The sequence below is a fragment of the Bradyrhizobium sp. USDA 4503 genome, from assembly GCF_054055815.1.
Genome location: NZ_JBSRXS010000001.1, coordinates 5,962,724 through 5,984,104 on the forward strand (window position 1 = coordinate 5,962,724; position 21,381 = coordinate 5,984,104).

17 protein-coding genes and 1 pseudogene are annotated in these 21,381 nt (G+C 66.0%); 9 read left to right on the top strand and 9 right to left on the bottom strand.

Going from position 1 to position 21,381, the window contains the following annotated elements; translation table 11 throughout:
- Positions 1-32 precede the first annotated feature (32 nt).
- Positions 33-1,571 carry a murein biosynthesis integral membrane protein MurJ gene (gene murJ / locus ACVMIH_RS28460; RefSeq protein ID WP_456864202.1) on the bottom strand — a complete coding sequence of 513 codons (1,539 nt, stop codon included), beginning with the start codon at positions 1,569-1,571 and terminating at the stop codon, positions 33-35.
- A 259-nt stretch (positions 1,572-1,830) separates the two neighbouring features.
- Between murJ and ACVMIH_RS28465 the strand changes: the two genes are divergently transcribed.
- Entirely contained in the window at positions 1,831-2,832 is a 1,002-nt protein-coding gene (locus ACVMIH_RS28465; protein ID WP_076824515.1) for an adenosine kinase, read from the top strand.
- Positions 2,833-3,002: 170 nt separating this feature from the next.
- Here ACVMIH_RS28465 and ACVMIH_RS28470 read toward each other — a convergent pair whose 3' ends face one another.
- Complete coding sequence (locus ACVMIH_RS28470) at positions 3,003-4,742, bottom strand: AMP-binding protein (RefSeq protein WP_456864204.1); 1,740 nt, start codon at positions 4,740-4,742, stop codon at positions 3,003-3,005.
- A gap of 289 nt (positions 4,743-5,031) precedes the next feature.
- Positions 5,032-6,225, bottom strand: coding sequence for a serine hydrolase domain-containing protein (locus ACVMIH_RS28475; protein WP_456864206.1), 1,194 nt, complete (start codon positions 6,223-6,225; stop codon positions 5,032-5,034).
- Positions 6,226-6,570: 345 nt separating this feature from the next.
- Between ACVMIH_RS28475 and ACVMIH_RS28480 the strand changes: the two genes are divergently transcribed.
- From ACVMIH_RS28480 to ACVMIH_RS28490, 3 genes and pseudogenes are all read left to right on the top strand, one after another.
- The gene (locus ACVMIH_RS28480) at positions 6,571-6,894 is read left to right on the top strand and encodes a hypothetical protein (RefSeq protein ID WP_092080983.1); all 324 of its coding nucleotides are present in this window, start codon (positions 6,571-6,573) and stop codon (positions 6,892-6,894) included.
- A 241-nt stretch (positions 6,895-7,135) separates the two neighbouring features.
- Positions 7,136-8,633 (top strand): annotated as a pseudogene (locus ACVMIH_RS28485) (NAD-dependent succinate-semialdehyde dehydrogenase).
- Between the two features lie 109 nt (positions 8,634-8,742).
- Positions 8,743-9,204: a hypothetical protein gene (locus tag ACVMIH_RS28490; protein WP_456864208.1), complete on the top strand. Its 462-nt coding sequence runs from the start codon at positions 8,743-8,745 to the stop codon at positions 9,202-9,204.
- A gap of 201 nt (positions 9,205-9,405) precedes the next feature.
- On the opposite strand, the gene ACVMIH_RS28495 is transcribed toward ACVMIH_RS28490, so the two are convergent.
- From ACVMIH_RS28495 to ACVMIH_RS28505, 3 genes are all read right to left on the bottom strand, one after another.
- Complete coding sequence (locus tag ACVMIH_RS28495; RefSeq protein WP_057015319.1) at positions 9,406-10,212, bottom strand: crotonase/enoyl-CoA hydratase family protein; 807 nt, start codon at positions 10,210-10,212, stop codon at positions 9,406-9,408.
- 260 nt (positions 10,213-10,472) lie between these two features.
- Positions 10,473-11,387 carry a phosphoribosylaminoimidazolesuccinocarboxamide synthase gene (locus tag ACVMIH_RS28500; RefSeq protein ID WP_229190992.1) on the bottom strand — a complete coding sequence of 305 codons (915 nt, stop codon included), beginning with the start codon at positions 11,385-11,387 and terminating at the stop codon, positions 10,473-10,475.
- A 99-nt stretch (positions 11,388-11,486) separates the two neighbouring features.
- The gene (locus tag ACVMIH_RS28505) at positions 11,487-12,404 is read right to left on the bottom strand and encodes a pirin family protein (RefSeq protein ID WP_028335539.1); all 918 of its coding nucleotides are present in this window, start codon (positions 12,402-12,404) and stop codon (positions 11,487-11,489) included.
- Between the two features lie 293 nt (positions 12,405-12,697).
- Here ACVMIH_RS28505 and ACVMIH_RS28510 point away from each other — a divergent pair, with 293 nt between their 5' ends.
- The 4 genes from ACVMIH_RS28510 (at position 12,698) to ACVMIH_RS28525 (ending at position 16,537) form a co-directional block, all read left to right on the top strand.
- Entirely contained in the window at positions 12,698-13,273 is a 576-nt protein-coding gene (locus ACVMIH_RS28510; RefSeq protein ID WP_456864210.1) for a GNAT family N-acetyltransferase, read from the top strand.
- A gap of 31 nt (positions 13,274-13,304) precedes the next feature.
- Positions 13,305-14,378 carry a helix-turn-helix domain-containing protein gene (locus tag ACVMIH_RS28515; protein ID WP_456864212.1) on the top strand — a complete coding sequence of 358 codons (1,074 nt, stop codon included), beginning with the start codon at positions 13,305-13,307 and terminating at the stop codon, positions 14,376-14,378.
- 311 nt (positions 14,379-14,689) lie between these two features.
- Positions 14,690-16,117: a serine hydrolase domain-containing protein gene (locus ACVMIH_RS28520; protein WP_456864214.1), complete on the top strand. Its 1,428-nt coding sequence runs from the start codon at positions 14,690-14,692 to the stop codon at positions 16,115-16,117.
- 129 nt (positions 16,118-16,246) lie between these two features.
- Positions 16,247-16,537 (top strand): DUF1330 domain-containing protein, encoded by a 291-nt coding sequence (locus tag ACVMIH_RS28525; protein ID WP_316395106.1) that lies wholly within the window; start codon positions 16,247-16,249, stop codon positions 16,535-16,537.
- Between the two features lie 273 nt (positions 16,538-16,810).
- Here ACVMIH_RS28525 and ACVMIH_RS28530 read toward each other — a convergent pair whose 3' ends face one another.
- Positions 16,811-18,181: an MmgE/PrpD family protein gene (locus ACVMIH_RS28530; protein ID WP_057015325.1), complete on the bottom strand. Its 1,371-nt coding sequence runs from the start codon at positions 18,179-18,181 to the stop codon at positions 16,811-16,813.
- 162 nt (positions 18,182-18,343) lie between these two features.
- Here ACVMIH_RS28530 and ACVMIH_RS28535 point away from each other — a divergent pair, with 162 nt between their 5' ends.
- Positions 18,344-19,483 (top strand): FUSC family protein, encoded by a 1,140-nt coding sequence (locus tag ACVMIH_RS28535; protein ID WP_456864216.1) that lies wholly within the window; start codon positions 18,344-18,346, stop codon positions 19,481-19,483.
- A gap of 14 nt (positions 19,484-19,497) precedes the next feature.
- Here ACVMIH_RS28535 and ACVMIH_RS28540 read toward each other — a convergent pair whose 3' ends face one another.
- A complete protein-coding gene (locus ACVMIH_RS28540) occupies positions 19,498-19,971 on the bottom strand; it encodes a DUF2867 domain-containing protein (RefSeq protein ID WP_057015327.1) in 474 nt (157 codons plus the stop codon).
- Complete coding sequence (locus ACVMIH_RS28545; protein WP_057015328.1) at positions 19,968-21,365, bottom strand: MATE family efflux transporter; 1,398 nt, start codon at positions 21,363-21,365, stop codon at positions 19,968-19,970. The genes ACVMIH_RS28540 and ACVMIH_RS28545 overlap by 4 nt, the downstream gene beginning before the upstream one ends.
- Between the last annotated feature and the right edge of the window lie 16 nt (positions 21,366-21,381).

Genomic DNA, 21,381 nt, shown 5'->3' on the forward strand with positions numbered 1-21,381 from the left:
GTCGTTTGCCACTTAAGCTCCGCGCGCGCAAGTCAGGCGGGGCGCCTTTGCCTGACGGCGTTAACCGCCTCGCGCCAGCCGGTGACGCCGAAAAGCTGCAAGAACAGCCCGTAAGCGGCGATACCTGCCGCGATCAGCACGAGCAGGGACCCTGCTTGCACGAAACCGTGGCTGCCGGCTGACGGCAGCCCGCCCTCCGCGAACCAGAGCAGGGCGCCCATCGCGAGCGCCGCGGCCAGGATGCGCGGCAGCCGGCGGCGCGCATCGGCATCGATCGAGAAGCCGAAGGTCGCGGCCCCCTTGCGGATCAGTGCCAGCGCGTTGCTCCAGGCGCCGAGCGCGATGCCTGCGGCAATTCCGCTCGCACCGAAGATATGACCGAACAGGAAGGCCGCCGCGATCGTAACCACGATACCCTTCAGTGTCGCGAGCAGCGGCGTCAGCGTGTCCTCGCGCGCGAAGAACGCCGGCGACAGCGCCTTCACCAGCACATGCGCCGGCACGGCCAGCGTCAGCCAGATCAAGGCTTGCGCGGTTGCCGCGCTATCCTGGGCGGTGAACGCGCCGTGCTCGAACAGCATCCGCACGATCGGTTCGCTCAGCACCATCAGGCCGAGCGTCGCCGGCAGCGCCAGCCCGACCGCGAGCTCGAGGGCACGTGATTCCGCATGCGCGATTGCGCTGGATTCGCCGCTGCGCACGGCGCGCGTCATCTCCGGGATCAGCACGGTGCCCATGGCGACGCCGACAATGCCGAGCGGCAGCTCGAGCAGGCGGTTGGCGAAATAGAGCCAGGACACCGCCGACGGCGAGGTCGATGCGATCACCGCGCCTGCCACCATCAGCCATTGCGGCGCGCTACTCGCGACCATGCCGGGGATCGCGCGGCCGAGAAAGCCGCGCATGTCAGGATCGAAGGACACGCGGAGCGGCGAGGCGAGCCTTGCGCCGCGCAGCGCCAGCATCGACAGTTGCAGGAAGCCGGCGACGCCGATCGTTGCCGCCATGACAATCGCGGCCTGCGCCGGCTCCTGCTGCCGCACCAGCAGCACGGCCATCACCGATATCAGCGCGATGTTGAACAACAGCGGCGAGAACGCGGTCAGCGCGAAACGTCCCTGGGCGCTGAGCAGCGCCATCATCACGGTGACCGGGCCGGCGAAGGCGAGATAGGGCAGCATCAGCCTTGCATCGTCGACGGCGAATTGCAGCGTGTCGCGGCCGACAAAACCCGGCGCGATCGCCGCGATCACCAGCGGCATCAGCAGGCCGATGACGAGCGCGGATGCGATCACCGCGGCGCTGACGGTGCCGAGCACGCGGCCGGCAAAGGCGGTTGCCGCCTCCAAGCCGCCGGCATCGCGTGCCTTCAGCCAGGCCGGCACCAGGGCGGCATTCAGTCCGCCCTCGGACAACAGCCGTCGCACAACATTCACAAGCTGGAATGCCGCCAGGAAGGCATCCGCCACCGGTCCCGCGCCCAGCAGCGCCGCGATCGCGGAATCGCGCACGAAGCCGAGCAGTCGCGAGGCCAGCGTTCCCGAGGAGACCGTGAGGAAGGAGCGGAACATGAGGTCTGTATAGCAGCAGCGCGCTTTGCTGCCAGCGGCACTCTAACGGACCCGTCATCCTGAGGTGCGAGCCTTGCGGCGCAATTGCGGCGCTGGGCGAGCCTCGAAGGATGAATCGGCCGGCGTGGGGCCGCGCATCCTTCGAGACGCGCGTTCCGCGCTCCTCAGGATGACGGAACGTAGAGCTTCGCTTGCTGCCCCGAGGCGTAACGTGATAGGCCGCCACTCTTGTTGGGTGGCGTTAACACAGGGCAGGTCTATGGCTGATGCAAAATACGACGTTCTTGGGATCGGTAACGCGATCTTCGACGTGCTGGTGCAGACCGACGAGGGGTTCCTTGCCCGTCACGGCATGACCAAGGGCTCGATGCAACTGATCGACGAGGCGCGCGCCACCGCGATCTACGGCGACATGGGCGTGGCGACCGAGATGTCGGGCGGCTCGGCTGCCAACACCATCGTCGGCGTCGGCAGTCTCGGTGCCCGCGCCGCCTATGTCGGCAAGGTCAAGGACGACCAGATCGGCAAGCTTTACGTCCATGATATCCGCGCCGCCGGCGTGGCGTTCGACACCGCGCCGGCCAGGACCGGACCGGCCACCGGCTGCTCCTACATCCTGGTGACGCCGGACGGCGAGCGCACCATGAACACCTATCTCGGGGCCGCGCAGGATCTGACGCCGGACGATATCGATCCGAACCAGATCGCAGCCGCCAGCATCATCTATCTCGAGGGCTATCTCTGGGATCCGAAGAACGCCAAGGACGCGTTCGTGAAGGCGGCTGACATCGCGCATGGCGCGGGCCGCCAGGTCGCGCTGACGCTGTCGGATTCGTTCTGCGTCGATCGCTACCGCGACGAGTTCGTCGATCTGATGCGCAAGGGCGTGGTGGATCTGGTATTCGCCAACGAGTCCGAGCTGCACTCGCTGTACCAGACCTCGGATTTCGACACCGCGCTGAAGCAGTTCGGCAAGGACACCAAGCTCGGCGTCGTCACGCGCAGCGAGAAGGGCTGCGTCGTGATATCAGGCGACAGCGTCGTCTCGGCGCCCGCCTCGCCGATCGACAGGCTGGTCGACACCACCGGCGCCGGCGATCTGTTCGCCGCCGGTTTCCTCGTCGGTCTCGTGCGCAATGTCGGCCATGAGAATGCCGGTCGGCTCGGCGCGCTCGCCGCCGCCGAGGTGATCCAGCACATCGGCGCCCGGCCGCTGGTGTCGCTGCAGGATCTGGCGAAGCAGCAGGGGCTGCTGGTTTAAGGGCGCCGCTCTTTCTCGCCTCGCCCCGCCTGCGGGGAGAGGCCGGATCGCATCGCAAGATGCGATCCGGGTGAGGGGGAGTCTCCGCGTACTCATCTTCATCCAGTTTGCGGAGGCGGCCCCTCACCCCGACCCTCTCCCCGCAAGAGCGGGGCGAGGGAGAAGAGAGATCACGCCGTCTTCGCCGCCTTGAGCCCGAGCCGCTGCTCGACCGCGTCGCGCATCACGAACTTCTGGATTTTCCCCGTCACCGTCATCGGGAATTCCTCGACGAACTCGACATAGCGCGGGATCTTGTTGTGGGCGATCTGGCCATGGCAGAAGGCGCGGACCTCGTCGGCGCTGAGCGTTTCACCCTGCCTGATCCTGACCCAGGCGCACAGCTCCTCGCCATAGCGCTCGTCGGCGACGCCGAAGATCTGCACGTCCTGGATCTTCGGATGGCGGTAGAGGAATTCCTCGATCTCCCTCGGATAGAGGTTCTCGCCGCCGCGGATCACCATGTCCTTGATGCGGCCGACGATGTTGCAGTAGCCCTCGTCGTCGATCACGGCGAGATCGCCGGTGTGCATCCAGCCATTGGCGTCGAGCACGTCTGATGTCTTCTCCTTCTCGTTCCAATAGCCGAGCATGATGCTGTAGCCGCGGGTGCAGAGCTCGCCGCGTTCGCCGCGCGGCACCACCTTGCCGTCGAGATCGACGACCTTGACCTCGACATGCGGATGGATGCGACCGACGGTCGAGACGCGGCGCTCCAAGGGATCGTCGGTCGCGCTCTGGAAACTCACCGGGCTGGTTTCGGTCATCCCATAGGCGATCGTCACCTCGCGCATGTTCATCTCGGTGTTGACGCGCTTCATCACCTCGATCGGGCAGGGCGCGCCGGCCATGATGCCGGTGCGCAGCGACGACAAGTCGAAGCGCGCGAAGTCGGGATGGTCGAGCTCGGCGATGAACATGGTCGGCACGCCGTACAGCGTCGTGCATCTCTCCTGCGCGACCGTCGTCAGCGTCGCCAGCGGATCAAAACCTTCGCCGGGATAGACCATGGTGGTGCCGAGCGTGACCGAGGCGAGGTTGCCCATCACCATGCCGAAGCAGTGATAGAGCGGCACCGGAATGCAGATGCGGTCCGCTTCGGTCAGGCGCATGGCGCGGCCGGTGAAGTAGCCGTTGTTGAGGATGTTGTGATGGGTCAGCGTCACGCCCTTGGGCGAGCCGGTGGTGCCGCTGGTGAACTGGATGTTGACGGGATCGTCGAATTGCAGGCTCTCGCCGAGCGCCGCAAGCTGCTCGCGATGGCGATCGCCGCCCATCTGCGATACCGCATCGAACGGAATGGTGCCCGGCGCCGCCGGTCCGCCGATCTGGATCACGGCGCGCAGTTGCGGCAGCCGCGCCGAGCGCAGATGGCCGGGCTCGGAGCTCGCAAGCTCGGGCAGCAGCGTGTTCAGCATCTCCATATAGGCCGAGGTCTTGAATGCGGTCGCCGTCACGATCGCGGCGCAGCCGACCTTGCCGAGTGCGAATTCCAGCTCGCTGAGGCGATAGGCCGGATTGATGGTGACGAGGATCAGTCCGGCTTTCGCGGCGGCGAATTGCGTTAGCGTCCATTCCGGCCGGTTCAGCGACCAGATCCCGATCCGCTCGCCGCGTTGCAGCCCGAGCGCGATGAAGCCCGCCGCCAAGGCATCGACGCGCTCGGCGAACTCGTTCCAGGTCCAGCGCACATTGTGGCTGGGCGAGACCAGCGCCTCGCGCGTGCCCCAGCGCGCCCGTGCGCGGTCGAGGCTGCGGCCGATGGTTTCACCGAGCAGCGGCGTATCGGAAATGCCGCAGACATAGCTGTCTGCCTTGCTGTCTCCCTTGGGTATGGGTGCCAAGCTCGTCCTCCTCGTGGTCGTGTTCATGTCGTCACGCTTTTTGCGCGATCTTAGTCGTTTGGCGCCGATGGGACAGGCCCGACCTATGGCGGGTATGGTTTTCGATTGTGGCGGCGACGGGTTCCGCTTCACCTCGCCCCGCGTGCGGGGAGAGGTCGGATCGCATCGAAGATGCGATCCGGGTGAGGGGGAGTCTCTGCGAGTCCAATTGCGACCGTCTGCGCGGAAGCAGCCCCTCACCCCAACCCTCTCCCCGTAAGAACGGGGAGAGGGAGAGGAGTCCCGTCACGGTTGGTACGACTTATCTCATCGAGCCTTACGCCGCCCTTTGCCCGCTGCCGGCGTCGAGCCCGGCATAGATGCCCTTCTCGAAGCCTGCGAAAGCTTCCAGGCTGTGCTTGTCGGCGAACGGCAACAGCTGGGTCAGGATCACGCCGCAGACGTCGCGCGACGGATCGATCCAGTAATAGGTGTTGGCAAGGCCCGCCCAGGCGAGGCTGCCGGCGCTGCGGCCTTCCGGCGTCTTGGCGGTGTTGATGAGGAAGCTCAAGCCCCATTTCTTGACGATGTCGGGATAGAGATCGACATCGTTGGTGTACATCGGCAAGGCCGTCGTCATCTTGCCGACGGTGAGCTCGCCGATGTGATTCTGCCCCATGGTCGCGACCGTCTCGGCCTTCAGCACCTGATTGCCGTTGCCTTTGCCCTTGTTGAGGATCATCTGGCAGAACTTGATGTAGTCGGCCGCGGTCGAATACAGGCCGCCGCCACCCATGTGGAATTCAGGATTCTGCTCGAGCTCGAACGGGATTGCCGCCAGCGTGCCGTCCTCGCCGCGGGCATGCATGCCGACCAGACGCTTGCGCATGTCGTTGGAGATCTTGAAGGCGGTGTCGCTCATGCCGAGCGGCGCGAACACGTTGTCGCGCAGATAGGCATCGAGCTTCTTGCCGGATGCGGCCTCCACCGCCTTGCCGACGAAGTCGATATTGGTGCCGTATTCCCAGCGCGTGCCGGGATCGGTCATGATCGGCGTCTTGAGCGCGGCATTCAGGCAGGTGATGATGCCGGGCGTGCCGGTCTTTTCGAGATACTTGCCGAGATTGCCGTCCCACATGTCGTAGGCGAAGCCGGCGGTGTGGGTCATGAGCTGGCGCAGCGTGATCGGCTTTTTCGCCGGCCGCAGCTGCGGTTCGCCCTTGGCGTCGAAGCCGTCGAGCACCTGCACCGCGGCGAGATCGGGCAACAGCTTGCCGATCGGCTCATCGAGCGAGAGCTTGCCCTGCTCGACGAGCTGCATCGCGCCCGCCGAAGTCACCGCCTTGGTCATCGAGGCGATCCAGAACACGCTGTCCGCCGTCATGGGATCGCTCTTGGAGAGGTCGCGCTTGCCGAACGCGCCTTCATAAATCACGTCCTTGCCGGTGGCCGCGATGGCGACCACGCCGGGAATTTCCTTTGCCTCGCTTTTCTGGCGCAATACCTGATCGATCTGAGCCTTGCTCTGCATTGGGGGCTTCCTCCGGTGGGGTTTATTGTTTTGAAGTGGGCGGATCATCCTCCCGCTTTTCCGCTCCCGCAAGGCGGGCGCGATGCGACGACGTCGCGATGTCGTGAAGGCCGGCCGCCAGGAACGGCCTTGGTCGGGAGGCGTTCACCACGCGCGCAGATTTTGCAGGGGACTTCGAGCAAGTCCCGGTGACCTTCGCGGGTGGCCACGGTAACGTGATCAAGGAATGATTTTCGTACCTGATTATTTGCATTAACGCATTCAGATCGCTGCACAAACGGTGCGGCGGATTGGACCGGATTTGACGAAAAGATTCGTCATTTCCCGCCTTGCGGGGGCGCAGCAATGATTTCGACATGGAGTGAATGGAAGCGCTATCCGCGGCCGGGCCGCGGCGAGAATATCGAAGCGCCGATCAGCCCAGGTCTCTACGAAGTCCGCTACGCAGGTACCGGCGCGCTGCACTCGTTCGAGGCCGTCGAGAATGTCGCGCGGGCGCTGGCGCTGCTGCAGACCGGCGCCAAATCCTGGTTCGGCCGCCGCGATGCGCGGGCGCAGGCCGACCTCGAATACCGGACCTGCGCGACCTCGACCAAGGCGGACGCCAAGGCCGCGGCCGAGCGCATGATCGGCCGTCGGGAAACCTATATGTCTGGCGGCGCGGTCTGATCAGAGCCGTCATTCCGGGGCGATGCGCAGCATCGAACCCTCAGGTGCGCAACTGCGCACCGAGAATCTCGAGATTCCGGGTTCGGCTCTTAGAGCCGCCCCGGAATGGCAACCCTCCAACAATCGCGCCGCGTTTGCGTCCAAGCAGGGTCGCGCCCGGCGCCGGTGCATCGCAGCGGCTTTCCGCTTATATACGGGGCGAACACCCCCAAGAAATTCCAGAAATGACAGGAGTAACGCCATGACCCCGCCCGTTGCCGCACGCGCCACCCAATCCGCAGCATCCTCCCTGCAAAGCCGCCTGAAGGACCCCTCGCTGCTGCGCGACCGCTGCTACATCGACGGCGCCTGGGTCGGCACCCCTGAATTCGCCGTCAACAATCCGGCGACCGGCGTCGAGCTGATCAAGATCCCGCAGCTGAGCGCCGATGACGCGACCAAGGCCGTCGAGGCCGCCGAGCGCGCGTTTCCGGCCTGGGCCAAGCTGACCGCGAAACAGCGCTCCAACATCCTGCGCAAATGGTTCGATCTGATCATCGCCAACCGCGAGGACCTTGCGCTGATCCTGACCTCCGAGCAGGGCAAGCCGCTGGCGGAAGCGCTCGGCGAGGTCGATATCGGCGCCGCCTATGTCGAATTCTTCGCGGAAGAGGCGCGTCGCGTCTATGGCGAGACGATCCCGACCCAGCGTCCGGACGCGCGTCTGCTCGCGATCCGGCAGCCGATCGGTGTCTGCGGCGCCATCACCCCATGGAATTTCCCGAACTCGATGATCACCCGCAAAGTCTCGCCGGCGCTGGCGGCCGGTTGCACCGTGGTGCTGAAGCCCGCCAACGAGACGCCGCTGTCCGCGCTCGCGCTCGTTGCCGCTGGCCGAGAAGGCCGGCGTGCCGAAGGGCGTGTTCAACATCATCACCGGTGATGCGCCGCCGATCGGCAAGGTGCTGTGCGAGCATCCGGCGGTGCGCTTCGTCGGCTTCACCGGCTCGACCGAGGTCGGCAAGATCCTGTACCGGCAGGCGTCGGTCGGCGTGAAGAAGCTCGGCCTCGAGCTCGGCGGCAACGCGCCGTTCGTGGTGTTCGACGACGCCGATATCGATGCCGCCGTCGAAGGCGCCATCGTCTCGAAGTATCGCAACATGGGCCAGACCTGCGTCTGCGCCAACCGTCTCTATGCCCAGGACAAGATCTACGACGCGTTCGTCGCAAAGCTGTCGAAGAAGGTCGCGGAGATGAAGATCGGCGACGGCACGGAGCAGGGCGTGACGCAGGGGCCGCTGATCAACATGGAAGCGATCGAGAAGGTCGAACGGCACATTGCCGATGCGGTGAAGGGCGGCGCCAAGATCGTCACCGGCGGCAAGCGTTCGTCGCTCGGCCGCAGCTTCTTCGAGCCCACGGTGCTGTCGGATGTGCGGCCGGACGCGCTGGTGTCGCACGAAGAGACCTTCGGCCCGCTCGCGCCGGTGATCCGCTTCAAGGACGAGGCCGACGTGATCGCGATGTGCAACGCCTCACCGTTCGGCCTTGCCTCCTACTTCTATTCGCGCGACATCGGCCGCGTCTGGCGCGTCGCCGAGGCGCTGGAGTCGGGCATGGTCGGCGTCAACTCCGGCCTGATCACGACCGAAGTGGCGCCGTTCGGCGGCGTCAAGGAATCGGGCCTCGGCCGCGAAGGCTCGCGCCACGGCATGGAGGAATATGTCGAGATCAAATACGTGATGATGGCCGGCGTCTGATCGCCGTCATTACCTTTGAGAGTGTAGCGAGATTAGGCCGTATCGTGACGGCAACTGCCGCTGCGCACCCTCTCCCCGTTCTTGCGGGGAGACGGTTGAGGTGGGGGGCATGCCGGGCAGCATCCATTGCCGGCCCGACGGCGGCGATCACGGCGAGTGGATCAAGCTCGGCTGGGCGTTCAACGCGGAACAGATCACCGAGCCGGTTCGCGAGCCGGAACTGAATCCCTATTTCCCCGAAGTCGTGCTGCGCGCGGCGAGCCGGCTGCAGCCAAAGCTCGCGCACTATCTCGGCGCGCTGCCGCGCGACCGCGTGCATTACGGCGGCTACTATCCGATGACGAGAGAGAATTGGCCACTGATCGGGGCGGCGAAGACGCCAAGCGTGTTCCTCGCCACCGCGCTGTCGGGCTTCGGCACGATGGGCGCCCGCGCCACCGGCGACCTCTGCGCCCGCGCTGTGGTCGGCGCGCCCGTGCCAGTCTTCGCCCGCAGCCTTTCGCTCGCGCGCTATGACGACAAGGCGCTGATGGGTCAGCTTGCGGCGAGCGAAAGCCGCGGGTCGCTGTAGTTCTCGCCTTCGTAGCCCGAATGAAGCGAAGCGAAATCCGGAGTCTCTCCGCATTACCTTCCCCTGAAATGGGGAGGTCGCTTTGCTCGTCAGAGCAAGCGGGTGGGGATCAGCTCTCTCCGCATACGGCATCGCCTGCGGCTCACCCCATCCCGACCTTCCCCCTTTCAGGAAAAGGAGAAGGCTAGCGAGACGTAATCTTCAGCCGTGGCCGCTCTCAGTGCCGAAGGCGCCGTGACGGCCGACGCCGGAGGCAAAGCGCGCCGCGCCCGACAGCGTTTCGCCTGACGCTATCACGTCGAGCCCGCCGCGCATCTCGTTCCTGATCGCCTCTTCCTCGTCGAGGTCCCACTGCCGCAGCGCCGACAGCCGGTCGGCGCGCATGCATTTCTGCGGGAATCTCGCGATGTCCTTGGCGAGCGCAATGGCGTGGGCGCGGGCCTCACCCTTCGGCACCAATCGGTTCGCGAGTCCCATGCGGTGGGCTTCGGGCCCGGCAACCGGGCGTCCGGTCAGGATCATGTCGATGGCCTGCGAATGGCCGATCAGTCGCGGCAGGCGGATGGTGCCGAGATCGATCAGCGGCACGCCGAAGCGGCGGCAGAACACGCCGAAGGTTGCGTCCTCGGCCACGACGCGCATGTCGGCCCACAGCGCGAGCTCCATGCCGCCGGCGACCGCAAAGCCTTCGATCGCGGCGACCACCGGCTTCGACAACCGCAGCCGGCTCGGTCCCATCGGCGCGATCGTGTCGTGGCCGCCGACCTCGCGCTTCTTCTCGGGATCGCCCGCCGCCACCGCCTTCAAATCGGCGCCGGCGCAGAAATAGCCGCCGGTGCCGGTGAACACCGCGACCGATGCGCTCGCGTCAGCATCGAAGGCGAGAAACGCGTCATACAGCTTGCGCGCGGTGGCGCCATCGACGGCGTTGCGGTTGTGCGGACGGTTGATGGAGATAATGGTGACAGGACCGTCGCGCTCGACGAGCACGGTATCGGCATCGGACATGGGGCGCTCCCTGGGCTGTTCTTGTTGTGCCCGGAGAGTGGCATCAGAGGTGAGTTCGTTGCAATCCCACGACAGACAGCGCAATTCCGCAGGGTGGGCAAAGCGAAGCGTGCACCGCTCGTTCCCCGTCATCCCGAGGTGCGAGCGGAGCCAGCCTCAAAGGATGAATCGGCCACCAGCCGGGCCGTCGACCCTTCGAGACGGCCGCGTTGCGGCCTCCTCAGGGTGACGGTGAAAGAGCGAACGCGCCGACGGTGCAGCTAAACCTTCAGCTCGCTTCCCGTCACGCGGCGATACGCTTCCAGATACCGCTTGCTCGTCGCATCCACCACGCTCGCTGGCAGCGGCGGAGCGGGCGCATCGCCGTTCCAGCGGCCGGCGCGGCGCTCGACGTCAAGATAGTCGCGCAGTGGCTGCTTGTCGAAGCTCGGCTGCGGCTGGCCGGGCTTGTAGGCATCGACCGCCCAGAAGCGCGACGAATCCGGCGTCATCACCTCGTCGATCAGGATGATGCGGCCGTCCTTGTCGCGGCCGAACTCGAACTTGGTGTCGGCGATGATGATGCCGCGGGCGCGGCTGGTCTGCTCGCCGTAGCCATAGACGTCGCGCGCCATCTTCTCCAGCGTCGCGGCGACGTCGGCACCGACGATCTCGCGCACCCGCTTAACCGTGATGTTCTCGTCATGGCCGGCCTCGGCCTTGGTCGCCGGGCTGAAGATCGCGGGTTCGAGCTTCTGGCTCTCGACCAGGCCGGCCGACAGCTTCTCGCCGGCAAGCGTGCCCTCGGCCGCGTATTCCTTCCAGGCCGAGCCGGAGATGTAGCCGCGGATCACGGCTTCGATCGGGAACACGGTGGTGCGCTTGCACAGCATCGCGCGGCCGAGGATGTCGGCGCGATGATCCTTCAGTTCAGGCACCGCGCGGATGATCTCGTCGGCATCGGCGCTGATCATGTGATGCGGTACGGTGCCCTCGAGCTGCCGGAACCACCAGGCGCTGATCTGGGTCAGCACCGCGCCCTTCATCGGAATGGTTTCCGCCATCACCACGTCGAATGCCGAGATGCGATCGGTGGTCAGCAGCAACACACGATCGTCGCCGACGGCGTAGATATCGCGCACCTTGCCGCGGCCGATCCGGGGCAGGGGCAAATCGCTGGATAGCATCGCGGTCATGGCGTGATCTTTCTAGGTGGCTTTTCAAAATAGGTGGCTTGCAAAGACGAGCGCCCGCACACGGCCGTGCGGGCGTTCGAGATTATCACAGGAATTAGCTCACTCCGGCAGCGGAATGAACTCGTGTTCGTGCGGAACCTGCGCGAAACGGCCGGTTTTCCAGTCCTGTTTGGCCTGCTCGATCCGCTCCTTGGATGACGAGACGAAATTCCACCAGATATGGCGCGGCCCCTCCAGGGCGTCGCCGCCGAGGAACATCATTCGGGTCGGCCGCAGCGTCTTGACGGTGATGCGGTCGCCGGGCCGGAAGATCAGGAGCCTCGGCCCCTCGTGGCGGTCGCCCGCGATCTCGACCTCGCCGTCGACGAGGTAGATCGCGCGTTCCTCGTGATCGGGGTCGAGCGGCACCGAGGTGCCGGCCTTCGCGGTCACCTCGGTGTAGAACCAGGGCGAGACCATGCTGACCGGCGAGGTGATGCCGAATGCCGAGCCCGCGATGATGCGCGCGGTGAAGTCGCGCTCGGAGATCATCGGCAGATCGCCGGCGCCATAGTGCTGGAACGACGGCGCGATCTCCTCCTTGCCCGCCGGCAGCGCGATCCAGCTTTGCAGGCCCAGCATCTTCTGGCCGTCGCGGCGCTGCACGTCGGGGGTGCGCTCGGAATGCGCGATGCCGCGGCCTGCGGTCATCAGGTTCATCGCGCCGGGCTGGATCTCCTGGATGTTGCCCTCGCTGTCGCGGTGCATGATGCTGCCGTCGAACAGATAGGTGACGGTGGCGAGCCCGATATGCGGATGCGGCCGCACGTCCATGCCCTTGCCGGCGAGATACTGCACCGGCCCGAAATGGTCGAAGAAGATGAAGGGTCCCACCATCTGGCGTTTGCCGTGCGGCAGCGCGCGGCGCACCGCAAAGCCGTCGCCGAGATCGCGGGTGCGCGGCACGATGATCAGATCCAGCGCGTCGCAGGTCTTGGGATCGCCGAGTTCGGGATCGGTCGAGGGCTGCCAGCTCATGTCGGACTCCTTACAGTAGTGTAGCGATGATACTCTTTTGCCGTGATCATACTCTCTATCCGTCGTCCCGGCCAAGCCAACGGGTTGGCGCGAAGCGCCGCCCGATGACAGGCTCCGCGCGAGCCGGGGCCCATAACCACCGATGCTAGTCTTGCGAAGGCTGGGGCCCCAGCTTTCGCTAGCAACACACATCGGTGGTTATGGGTCCCTGCTTTCGCAGGGACGACGAATTACTTGTGGCTTGCACCTGCTCTCGATGGCAGCAAGTTCAAACTTGGAAACCGGAGACAGTCATGGTTTCTCTGATCAAGCCAGGCGCAAGTCTGCTGCAGGTCGACGGTCCCGTGATCGAGACCGCGCGGCTCATCCTGCGGCCGTGGCGCGCATCGGATATTGCTGCGAACACGCGGATGCTGTCCGATCCCGAGACGGCGCGCTTCATTACGCCGGATCACCAGCCGGTCACGTCTGAGCTGAAGGGCTGGCGCAATGCCGCCGTCATCTCGGGCCACTGGGCGCTATACGGCTTCGGCATGTTCGCGGTGGAGGAGAAATCTTCCAGCCGCTACATCGGCCGCGTCGGCCCGTATTATCCGCCGGAATGGCCCGGCTTCGAGGTCGGCTGGGGCATCGCCAAAGAGCATCGCGGCAAGGGCTATGCGGTGGAAGCGGCGCGTGCCGCGATCGACTTTGTGTTCGCGAACTTCACGGTCGACCGCATTATCCATTGCATCGATCCGGCCAACGCAGCTTCCCAGGCCGTGGCGCGGCGGCTAGGTGCCGTGAATGAGGGGCCGGGCAAGCTCGAGGGTGATGTCGTCGATATCTGGGTGACGTCGCGTCAACGCTGGCAGCGCCGGCCATCTTGAAAAACCACGTCCGACCGACGATTGTCCGGCGATGACATCGGCTGCTTCACATTGGCCTGCACTTGAACTCTGCCTGCGCAGCGCCAGCGTGGCGCTGCTGCTGGTGCTTGCCGCCTTGCTGCTCACTGACTTTCGCAAGGCGCTTTCCGGGCGCCTTGCAGCCGCCTTCGCGCTCGGCGCGGCCGCGCATGCGGTGACCGCCTCGATCGGCGCCGGGCCGCCGGTCTCGGACTGGCATGCGCCACTGATCGCGCTCTCGACCGGCGATATCGTGGTGTTCTGGCTGTTCACGCGCGCGCTGTTCGATGACGCGTTTCAGCTGCGCTGGTGGCACGGCCTGATCTGGGCCGCGGTCGTGGCCTACAGCTTCGTCAGTTGCATGTGGATTGCACCCGCCGGTCACGCGCAGATCGCGATCATCATGGTCAATTCGCTCACGCTCGCCTTCGTTGCGCTCGCGGTGGCGCAAACCATCGGATCGTGGTCGGCGGATCTGGTCGAGCGTCGCCGACGTGTCCGCGTCTTCATCGTCGCCGCCTCTGCGCTGTACGGCGGAATGAACGCGCTGCTGCAGATTGCCTATGCCGGCAGCCGCGTAACCGTGGAATGGGCCAACCTGGTGAACGCGGCCGTGCTCACCGCCATCGTGGCCGCAATCACCTGGGCGATGGTGCGCGTCGACGGCGCCGACCTGTTCACGGTGCCGGCGGAGGCCGTCGTGCCGACGAAGCCGGCCGCGGCCGAGGAGGCGGCCGACCGCAAGCTGGTCGATGCCCTGATGCGGCTGATGGCGGACGAGCGGATCTACCGCCATGACAACGTCACCATCGGCGCGCTGGCGACCCGGTTGAAAATCCCCGAATATCGTCTCCGACGGCTGATCAACCAGCGGCTCGGCTACCGCAACTTCAATGTCTTCTTGAACAACCACCGGATCGAGGAGGCCAAGGCGGCGCTCGCCGATCCCTCCCAAGCCGAAGTCCCGGTCATCACCATCGCCATGGACGCCGGCTTCCAGTCGCTGGGCCCCTTCAACCGCGCCTTCAAGGCGACGACCGGCGTGACCCCGACAGAGTACCGGAAGCTGAAGGCAAGCGCGGTGTAGATGTCCTGCTTGCGGCGGATACCGCTGCACCCTCTCCCCTTGTGGGAGAGGGTGGATTCGATGCGGTAGCATCGAAGCCGGGTGAGGGGTTTGTCTCCTCGGATAGAGAGAGACCCCTCATCCGTCGCGGACTTCGTCCGCGCCACCTAAGAGGCGTCGCGATTACAGGCCCTTGTAATCGCTGTAGAATTCCAGAATCGACCAGTCGCCTCCAATCCTCGACCAGCCCGATTTCCAAATCCGGCGAGCGCTCTCCCGTCCCCGGCGGCCCGATCCGGCCACGCGCCCGTTGCGCCATGCCGGAGGATCCCGTGACCCGTCGAAAGCTCTTTCTCATTCTCGCCGCCACCACCGCCTTCGGTGCGTTGGCGCTGTCCGCCGCCCGCGCCCGCGATGTGCCTGAGGTCGCGACCGGCTTTGTCGCCAACGTGATCTGCTCGGAGACCTTCGTCAGCGGGCTCGACCCCAGGCGAAACCTGACCGAGACCACTGACGCGATGCCGGGGGCGGGCCTGATCACTTGGGCGATGGACACCGAGGTCGACCTCGACCGCAAGGACGTCACCGTGACGCTGTTCGGGCTTGGCCGCAGCCATGCAGTCTATCGCGAGGGCATGGGCTGCACGCTCGAACATGACGAGACGCTGGGCGAGACTGCGTTGCCGCCTTTGAGGCCGCAGGCCGCGCTGCTGCCCGAGATCGCCGGCCCCGCGCTCGTCGCGCCGCAAACCCCGCAGCTTGCGGCTGCGCTCGACCGCGCCTTTGCCGAGCCGGCCGAGCCGCCGTTCCGCCGCACCCGCGCTGTCGTCGTGATGAAGGACGGCCGCATCGTCGCCGAGCGCTACGCCGCCGGCGTTGGCACCGACACGCCGCTGCTCGGTTTCTCCGCGACCAAATCGGTGATCTCGGCGCTGATCGGAATCCTGGTGCGCGAGGGCAGGCTGACGCGCGACCAGCCGGTCCCAATCGCGGCCTGGCGGAATCCTGACGATCCGCGCCACGCGATCACGGTCGACGAGCTGTTGCGCCACACCGCGGGCCTCGCACTCGGCAGTTCGCTGCAGGCGTCGCTGGCATCCGTGCTCGAGCCGGTCAACCGCATGAAGTTCATGGAATCGGATATGGCCGCCTTCGCCGAGAGCGCTCCGCTGGAGAGCGCGCCCGGCCGGGTCTGGAACTATCACGACGGCAACTACCTGATCCTCTCGCACCTGATCCGCAACGCCGCCGGCGGGCATGCGACTGATGTGATGCGCTTCGCGCGTGAGGAGCTGTTCGGACCGCTCGGCATGCGCAATGTCGTGATGCAGTTCGATGCTGCGGGCACGCCGGAAGGATCGGGCGCGATGATGGCGAGCGCGCGCGACTGGGCGCGCTTGGGTCAGCTCTATCTCAATGACGGCGTGGCCAGCGGCAAGCGTATCCTGCCCGAGGGCTGGGTGAAATACTCGGCATCGCCGACGCCGAATGCCTGGGTCGGCTATGGCGCGGGCTTCTGGACCAATCTCGGCGACAGCTTTGGCGCTCGCTTCCGTGTCGAGCACGGCTGGCCGCGCGATGCCTTCTTCGCCAAGGGCACGATCGGGCAATATGTGATTATCGTGCCGTCGCAGCACCTCGTCATCGTCCGCCTCGGCCGCTCGCCGAACATGCCGCCCGAGGCGGACGGCGTGTTCGATCTGGTCCGTGACGTCGTCACAGCGACGTCTGCAAGTGCGCGGCTCGCGGGCGGCAATTGACCGGCATGTCACACAACACCCGCGCGATCGTGAATTGAATCTCGGCCTCCGGAATTTTCTGATGCGATGGCGCATCTCGCGAGGAGGCGCGCCATAGTTTCTTGAAGCACGCGTCAACCGGAGACCATCATGCCGAAAGCCTACTGGATCGTGCACGTCACGGTTCACGATGAAGCGCGCTATCCCGAATATCTCGCCGCCGCGATGCCGGTGTTCGAAAAGTACGGCGCCAATTTCATCGTGCGCAACGGCCCCTATGACGTGATGGAAGGCGCAACGCGCCAGCGCAACTTCGTCATCGAATTCAGGGACCGCGCCACTGCGATGGAATGCTACACCTGCCCGGAATATCAGGCCGCGAAGGTGATCCGGCAGAAATATTCAGAGGGGGATTTTGTGATTATCGATGGAGCGGAGTAGGACGCGCCGTCATTCCAGGGCATGCGAAGCATGAGCCCGGAATCCATTTCGCCACGCGGGCGATGACACCGCGCTGTTTGACTTCTTGAATTACGACGCATCCCCGCCGTCGTCGTCCCGGCGAAGGCCGGGACCCATTACCCCAAATGAGACTTGTTGCGCGACGCTGGGGCCACGATCCCCTTCATGATCAAATGCGGTGGTTATCGGTCCTGGCTTTCGCCAGGACGACAGCTGTGGGCGTGGCGTGCAGCCTGCGCCTCGACGGCCTGCTTACTGCCTTCCCAGCTGCGTCGCCTTCTCCACGCGATCGAAGCGCTCCAGCGTCAGGATGGCGTCGGCGAGCTGGTCGGCGCGCTTGTCGAGCACCGGGCGGGCCAGCGTCAGGAACTTCTGCTGCATCGCCTTTGCGTCGGGGAACGAGGTCGGCTCGCCGGAGGGATCGGCATAGAGGCGCTCATGGGTGCCGTCATCTGTCGTGATCGAGACGCGGGCGCCGAACGGATGGGTGCGGCCGACCTCGAGCCGGTCGTCCTGCACCACGTCGAACTTGTCGGCGAGCGCGTCGATGGCCTTGTCGCCCAGCCGGTCGTAGTCGTCCCAGCCGAAATGGCCCTGGTCGAGCGCGATCGCGCCGGTGAAGAACATCGAGAACTGGCCGCCGACCACCGAGGTCGGGTGGCGCTTGGTGGCGGCGTCGCCGGTCAGCGTGATGCCGTTGCGGTGCAGACCGATCTCGACCTTCCTGATCTGGTCCGGCGTCAGGTTGTGCTCGCGCCGCATCGCGATCAGCGCGTCGATCGCGGCGTGGGTGTAGCGGCAGCTCGGATACGGCTTCACGCCGATCTTCAGCGTCTCGTAGGTGTGGCCCAAGTCCGCCACCGCCTTGTCCGGATGCGCATCGTCGCTGTAGCCGACCAGCAGGCCGTGCTTGCCTTCGACCGACTCGCTCGAGCCGATGAAGTCGTTGCGCGCCAGGGTCGCGGCGATCACGCCGTTCATCGCGGCGGCACCGACCTGGTAGCGCTTGTTCCAGGCGCCGTTGACCAAAAATTGCAGCGAGCCCGCGGCCTGGCTGCCGGAGACGCCGAACGCGGAAACGATCTGCTCCTTCGACAGGCCGAACAGCTTGGCCGCCGCCGCGGCAGCGCCATAGGTGCCGGCGGTCGCGGTCGGATGGAAGCCGCGGGCGTAATGCGAGGTCGGGTCGAGTGCGTTGCCGAGCCGGCAGCACACTTCATAGCCGGCGACGATCGCAGTCAGCACGTCGCGGCCGGAGGCGCCGACCATCTCGCCGACCGCGAACGCGGCGGGCACCACCGGTGCGCTCGGATGCAGCGAGGAATCGGCGTGGGTGTCGTCGAAGTCGAGCGAATGGCCGAGCGCGCCGTTGAGCAGCGCCGCGACCGCCGGGGTCCAGGTCTTGGTGTCGCCGAATACGGTGGCCTCGCCCTTGCCGTCGAGCGCCAGCGCCTCCAGCATCTTCATCAGCGACGGCGTCGATTCCGCATCGCGCCGGGCGCGGATGGTGCTGCCGAGGAAATCCAGCGTCAAAACCTTGGCGCGCTCCAGCACCTCCGGCGGAATGTCGGAATATTTCAGGTCGGCGACGTAGGCGGCGAGCGTTGCGGTTTCGTGGGCCATCGTGTTTCCTCAATTTTGCGGCGCAGGGTAGGCGGGCAGGTCAGGCCTTTCAAGTCACCTTGCCGCCGCGGGCAGCTGCCATGCTCCAGATCGGTTAGCTTCAGGTCGGTTAGCTTCAAGTCATGTAACACGGGCCTTTCCTTTGATTGCGGATCACGGTGCATGAGGACCTTCGCAAAACGCATGTTCGACCAGCTCTGGGCTCGCAAGACGCAGCTGGCGCTGGCGGTCCGGATCGCGTCCGCCGGCGTGGCGGCCTATACCATCGCGCTGGCGCTCAACCTGATGCTGCCGCTCTGGGCGGTGCTGACCTCGCTGATCGTGACCCAGATGAGCGTCGGCCGCTCGCTGAAGGCCAGCCGCGACTACATGCTCGGCACCATCGGCGGCGCCGTCTATGGCGGCGCGATCGCGGTGTTGATACCGCATTCCGGCGAGGGCAGCCTGCTGGCGCTGCTGGTGCTGGCGATCGTGCCGCTGGCCTTCATCGCCGCGCTCAATCCGAGTCTGAACTCTGCGACCGTGACGGCGGTGATCGTGCTGCTGCTGCCGACGATGCATCACTCCAACCCGCTGGATTCCGCGATCGACCGCGTCCTCGAGGTGACGGTCGGCGCGCTCACCGGGCTTTTGATCTCGTTCCTGGTGCTGCCGTCGCGCGCGGTCAGTCAGATCAGGGTCAACGGATCGAAGCTGCTGGAACTGCTGTCGGCGGCGTTCGCCGAATTGCTCGCCGGCCTGACCCGCGGCCTCGACAACGACGCGCTGCACCGGATCCAGGACGGCATCGGCACCGCGGTGACCAATCTGCACGCGACCGGCCTCGAGGCCGAGCGCGAGCGCTCCATGCATCTGTCATCAGGACCGGACACCGGCCCGTTGCTGCGGACAATCCAGCGGCTGCGGCACGACGTCGTGATGATCGGGCGGGCTTGCGTGGTGCCGCTGCCGGCCGATATCCAGGCGAGGCTGGCGCGCCCATTGGCAGACGTCAGCAAGGCGATCGTGACTTACATGGTGGCGGTCGCGACCGCTCTGCGCGCCGGCAGCGGCCCGGCCGACATGGCGCCGGTCGATGCGGCGCTGCACGCCTATAGCGAGGAGGTCGCCGCGGTGCGCAGGGATGGCCTGATCCGCGGCCTGCCGGTCGATGCCGCCGAGCGCTTCTACGCGCTCGGCTTCTCGCTCGACCAGATGCGGCAGAATCTCAACGACCTCAAGCGCTGCCACGGCAATTGGTGCACCAACGCCGACGCCTCCGAGAAGATCGTCGCCGACACGCCGGAGAAGAGCGCGGCTTGAGATCGTGTAGTAGTTCAGCCTCCGGCCTTGCGCAGCATCGCGGGCACGATCAGGCGATGGAACGGCAGGATCACCGCGAGATAGGCGCGCCCGAACCAGTTGTGGGTGAGCACCAGCGTGGTCGCGGTAATGCTGCGCACAGCTCCCGCGGAGGCGACGTCGACGACGAGCCGGAAGTCGAGATGCTTGTCGTTGAATCCCGCGACCAGCCGCTCCGGCGTCTCGCTGACCACCGGAAAGATGCCGATCATGTCGCGTGTCGCGCCGTCGGCTGCGCCCGAGGTTTTCAGGCCAAGCGGCGCGACGATGAAATTACGCAGGGCAAGCAGCCATTCGATCCAGCGCGGCTGCCGCGCCACCATCGCCTCGGCGGCGTGCCGCGCATCGAGGTCGGGGCGCGCGGTCGCGATGCGGAACGCGTCGACGAACTGCGCGCCGGCGAGCAGCGCGGCGGAATCCACGTTCGGCGTGACCTCGTCGACCCTCATTTGCCCAGTCTGCGTGCCAGCAGGCGGAAACGCAAGACAAGGAGGGTCGCATAGACCGCCGTCCCGAGCGACAGCCCGATCCAGACACCGGCGGCGTCGAGCTTGACCCAGAAGGCGAGCGCGGAGGCCGACGCGAAGCCGATCAGCCAATAGCTGATGACGGCAAACAGCAGCGGCACCTGGGTGTCGTTCATGCCGCGCAGCGCGCCCGCGGTGGTGGTCTGGATGCCGTCGGCGATGAAGAAGGTCGCGCCAATCAACAGCAGCGCCGCGGTGAGCTGCGCGGTGGTATCGGAGGCCTCGCCGAGGAACAGCGCCGCGATCTCGAAGCGGGCCAGGATCACCGCGAACGTCATGATGCTCATGAAGATGCCGCTGAGCGCGATCGCGACAAAGCCGGCGCGCTGCACCGCGTCGGTATCGCGGCGGCCGACGGCCTGACCGACCCGCACGGTAGCGGCCATGCTGACGCCGAACGGCACCATGAACAGGATCGCCGCGATCTGCAGCGCGATCTGGTGCGCGGCCAGCGCCGTGGTGCTGATCAGCCCCATCAGCAGGCCGGCCGCGCCGAACAGGCCGTACTCCAGCAGGAAAGCGATCGAGATCGGCGCGCCGACGGCGACCAGCTTGCCCATCAGCGGCCAGTCGATGCGCCAGACGCGGCTGAATACGTGGTACTTGCGGAACGGGCGGCGGCGCGCCGCGAACCACACGCCGGCAAGGAAGGTGCCGAGATTGACGATCGTGGTCGCAAGCCCGGCGCCGAACATGCCGAGTTCGGGCATGCCCCATTTGCCGTAGAGCAACAGGTAGACCATCAGCGCATTGGCCGGGATCGCCGCGAGCGTGATCCATAGCACCGGCTCCGGCCGGTTCACCGCGCTCATGAAGCCGCGGAGCGCGATGAACCACAGCGCCGGCAGGATGCCCCAGGCGAGACCGAACAGATATTGCTGCGCCAGATGCGCGGTGGCCTGGGTCTGGCCGAGCATAAGCAGGATGCGCTCGCCCTGGAACGGCAGCGCCATCAGCGGCAGCACCATGAAGAAGCCGGCCCACAGGCCGACGCGGAGCGCGCGCCGCATCACGCGCGGGTTGCGCGCGCCGAACGCCTGCGCGGCCAGGGGCGAGACCGCCGACATCATGCCCATGCCAATGGTGAAGCTGACGAAATACACGGTGTGCGCCAGCGCCGCGGCGGCGACGTTTTCGCTGCCGAGCCGGCCGATGAAGGCGAGATCGGTCGTCATCATCGCGATCTGCCCGAGCTGCGTCAGCGCGAGCGGCACCGCGAGCTTCAGCGTTTCCGCGAGCTCGGCCGTGAACAGGTTGCGAGGGACGACAACGGCCGCGTTCGGCGCGGCCGGGTCGATCTTGTCGATGCAGGTCATGACGGCACGCTTAGCA

Excerpts from the sequence above, each read along its gene's own strand:
- ACVMIH_RS28530 (WP_057015325.1), bottom strand. The coding sequence starts at position 18,181 with ATGGCCCACGAAACCGCAACGCTCGCCGCCTACGTCGCCGACCTGAAA.
- ACVMIH_RS28545 (WP_057015328.1), bottom strand. The coding sequence starts at position 21,365 with ATGACCTGCATCGACAAGATCGACCCGGCCGCGCCGAACGCGGCCGTT.
- ACVMIH_RS28540 (WP_057015327.1), bottom strand. The coding sequence starts at position 19,971 with ATGAGGGTCGACGAGGTCACGCCGAACGTGGATTCCGCCGCGCTGCTC.
- ACVMIH_RS28515 (WP_456864212.1), top strand. The coding sequence starts at position 13,305 with ATGACATCGGCTGCTTCACATTGGCCTGCACTTGAACTCTGCCTGCGC.
- ACVMIH_RS28500 (WP_229190992.1), bottom strand. The coding sequence starts at position 11,387 with ATGACCGCGATGCTATCCAGCGATTTGCCCCTGCCCCGGATCGGCCGC.
- ACVMIH_RS28475 (WP_456864206.1), bottom strand. The coding sequence starts at position 6,225 with ATGCAGAGCAAGGCTCAGATCGATCAGGTATTGCGCCAGAAAAGCGAG.
- ACVMIH_RS28505 (WP_028335539.1), bottom strand. The coding sequence starts at position 12,404 with ATGAGCTGGCAGCCCTCGACCGATCCCGAACTCGGCGATCCCAAGACC.
- ACVMIH_RS28465 (WP_076824515.1), top strand. The coding sequence starts at position 1,831 with ATGGCTGATGCAAAATACGACGTTCTTGGGATCGGTAACGCGATCTTC.
- ACVMIH_RS28495 (WP_057015319.1), bottom strand. The coding sequence starts at position 10,212 with ATGTCCGATGCCGATACCGTGCTCGTCGAGCGCGACGGTCCTGTCACC.
- ACVMIH_RS28480 (WP_092080983.1), top strand. The coding sequence starts at position 6,571 with ATGATTTCGACATGGAGTGAATGGAAGCGCTATCCGCGGCCGGGCCGC.
- murJ (WP_456864202.1), bottom strand. The coding sequence starts at position 1,571 with ATGTTCCGCTCCTTCCTCACGGTCTCCTCGGGAACGCTGGCCTCGCGA.
- ACVMIH_RS28525 (WP_316395106.1), top strand. The coding sequence starts at position 16,247 with ATGCCGAAAGCCTACTGGATCGTGCACGTCACGGTTCACGATGAAGCG.
- ACVMIH_RS28510 (WP_456864210.1), top strand. The coding sequence starts at position 12,698 with ATGGTTTCTCTGATCAAGCCAGGCGCAAGTCTGCTGCAGGTCGACGGT.
- ACVMIH_RS28470 (WP_456864204.1), bottom strand. The coding sequence starts at position 4,742 with ATGAACACGACCACGAGGAGGACGAGCTTGGCACCCATACCCAAGGGA.
- ACVMIH_RS28535 (WP_456864216.1), top strand. The coding sequence starts at position 18,344 with ATGAGGACCTTCGCAAAACGCATGTTCGACCAGCTCTGGGCTCGCAAG.
- ACVMIH_RS28490 (WP_456864208.1), top strand. The coding sequence starts at position 8,743 with ATGCCGGGCAGCATCCATTGCCGGCCCGACGGCGGCGATCACGGCGAG.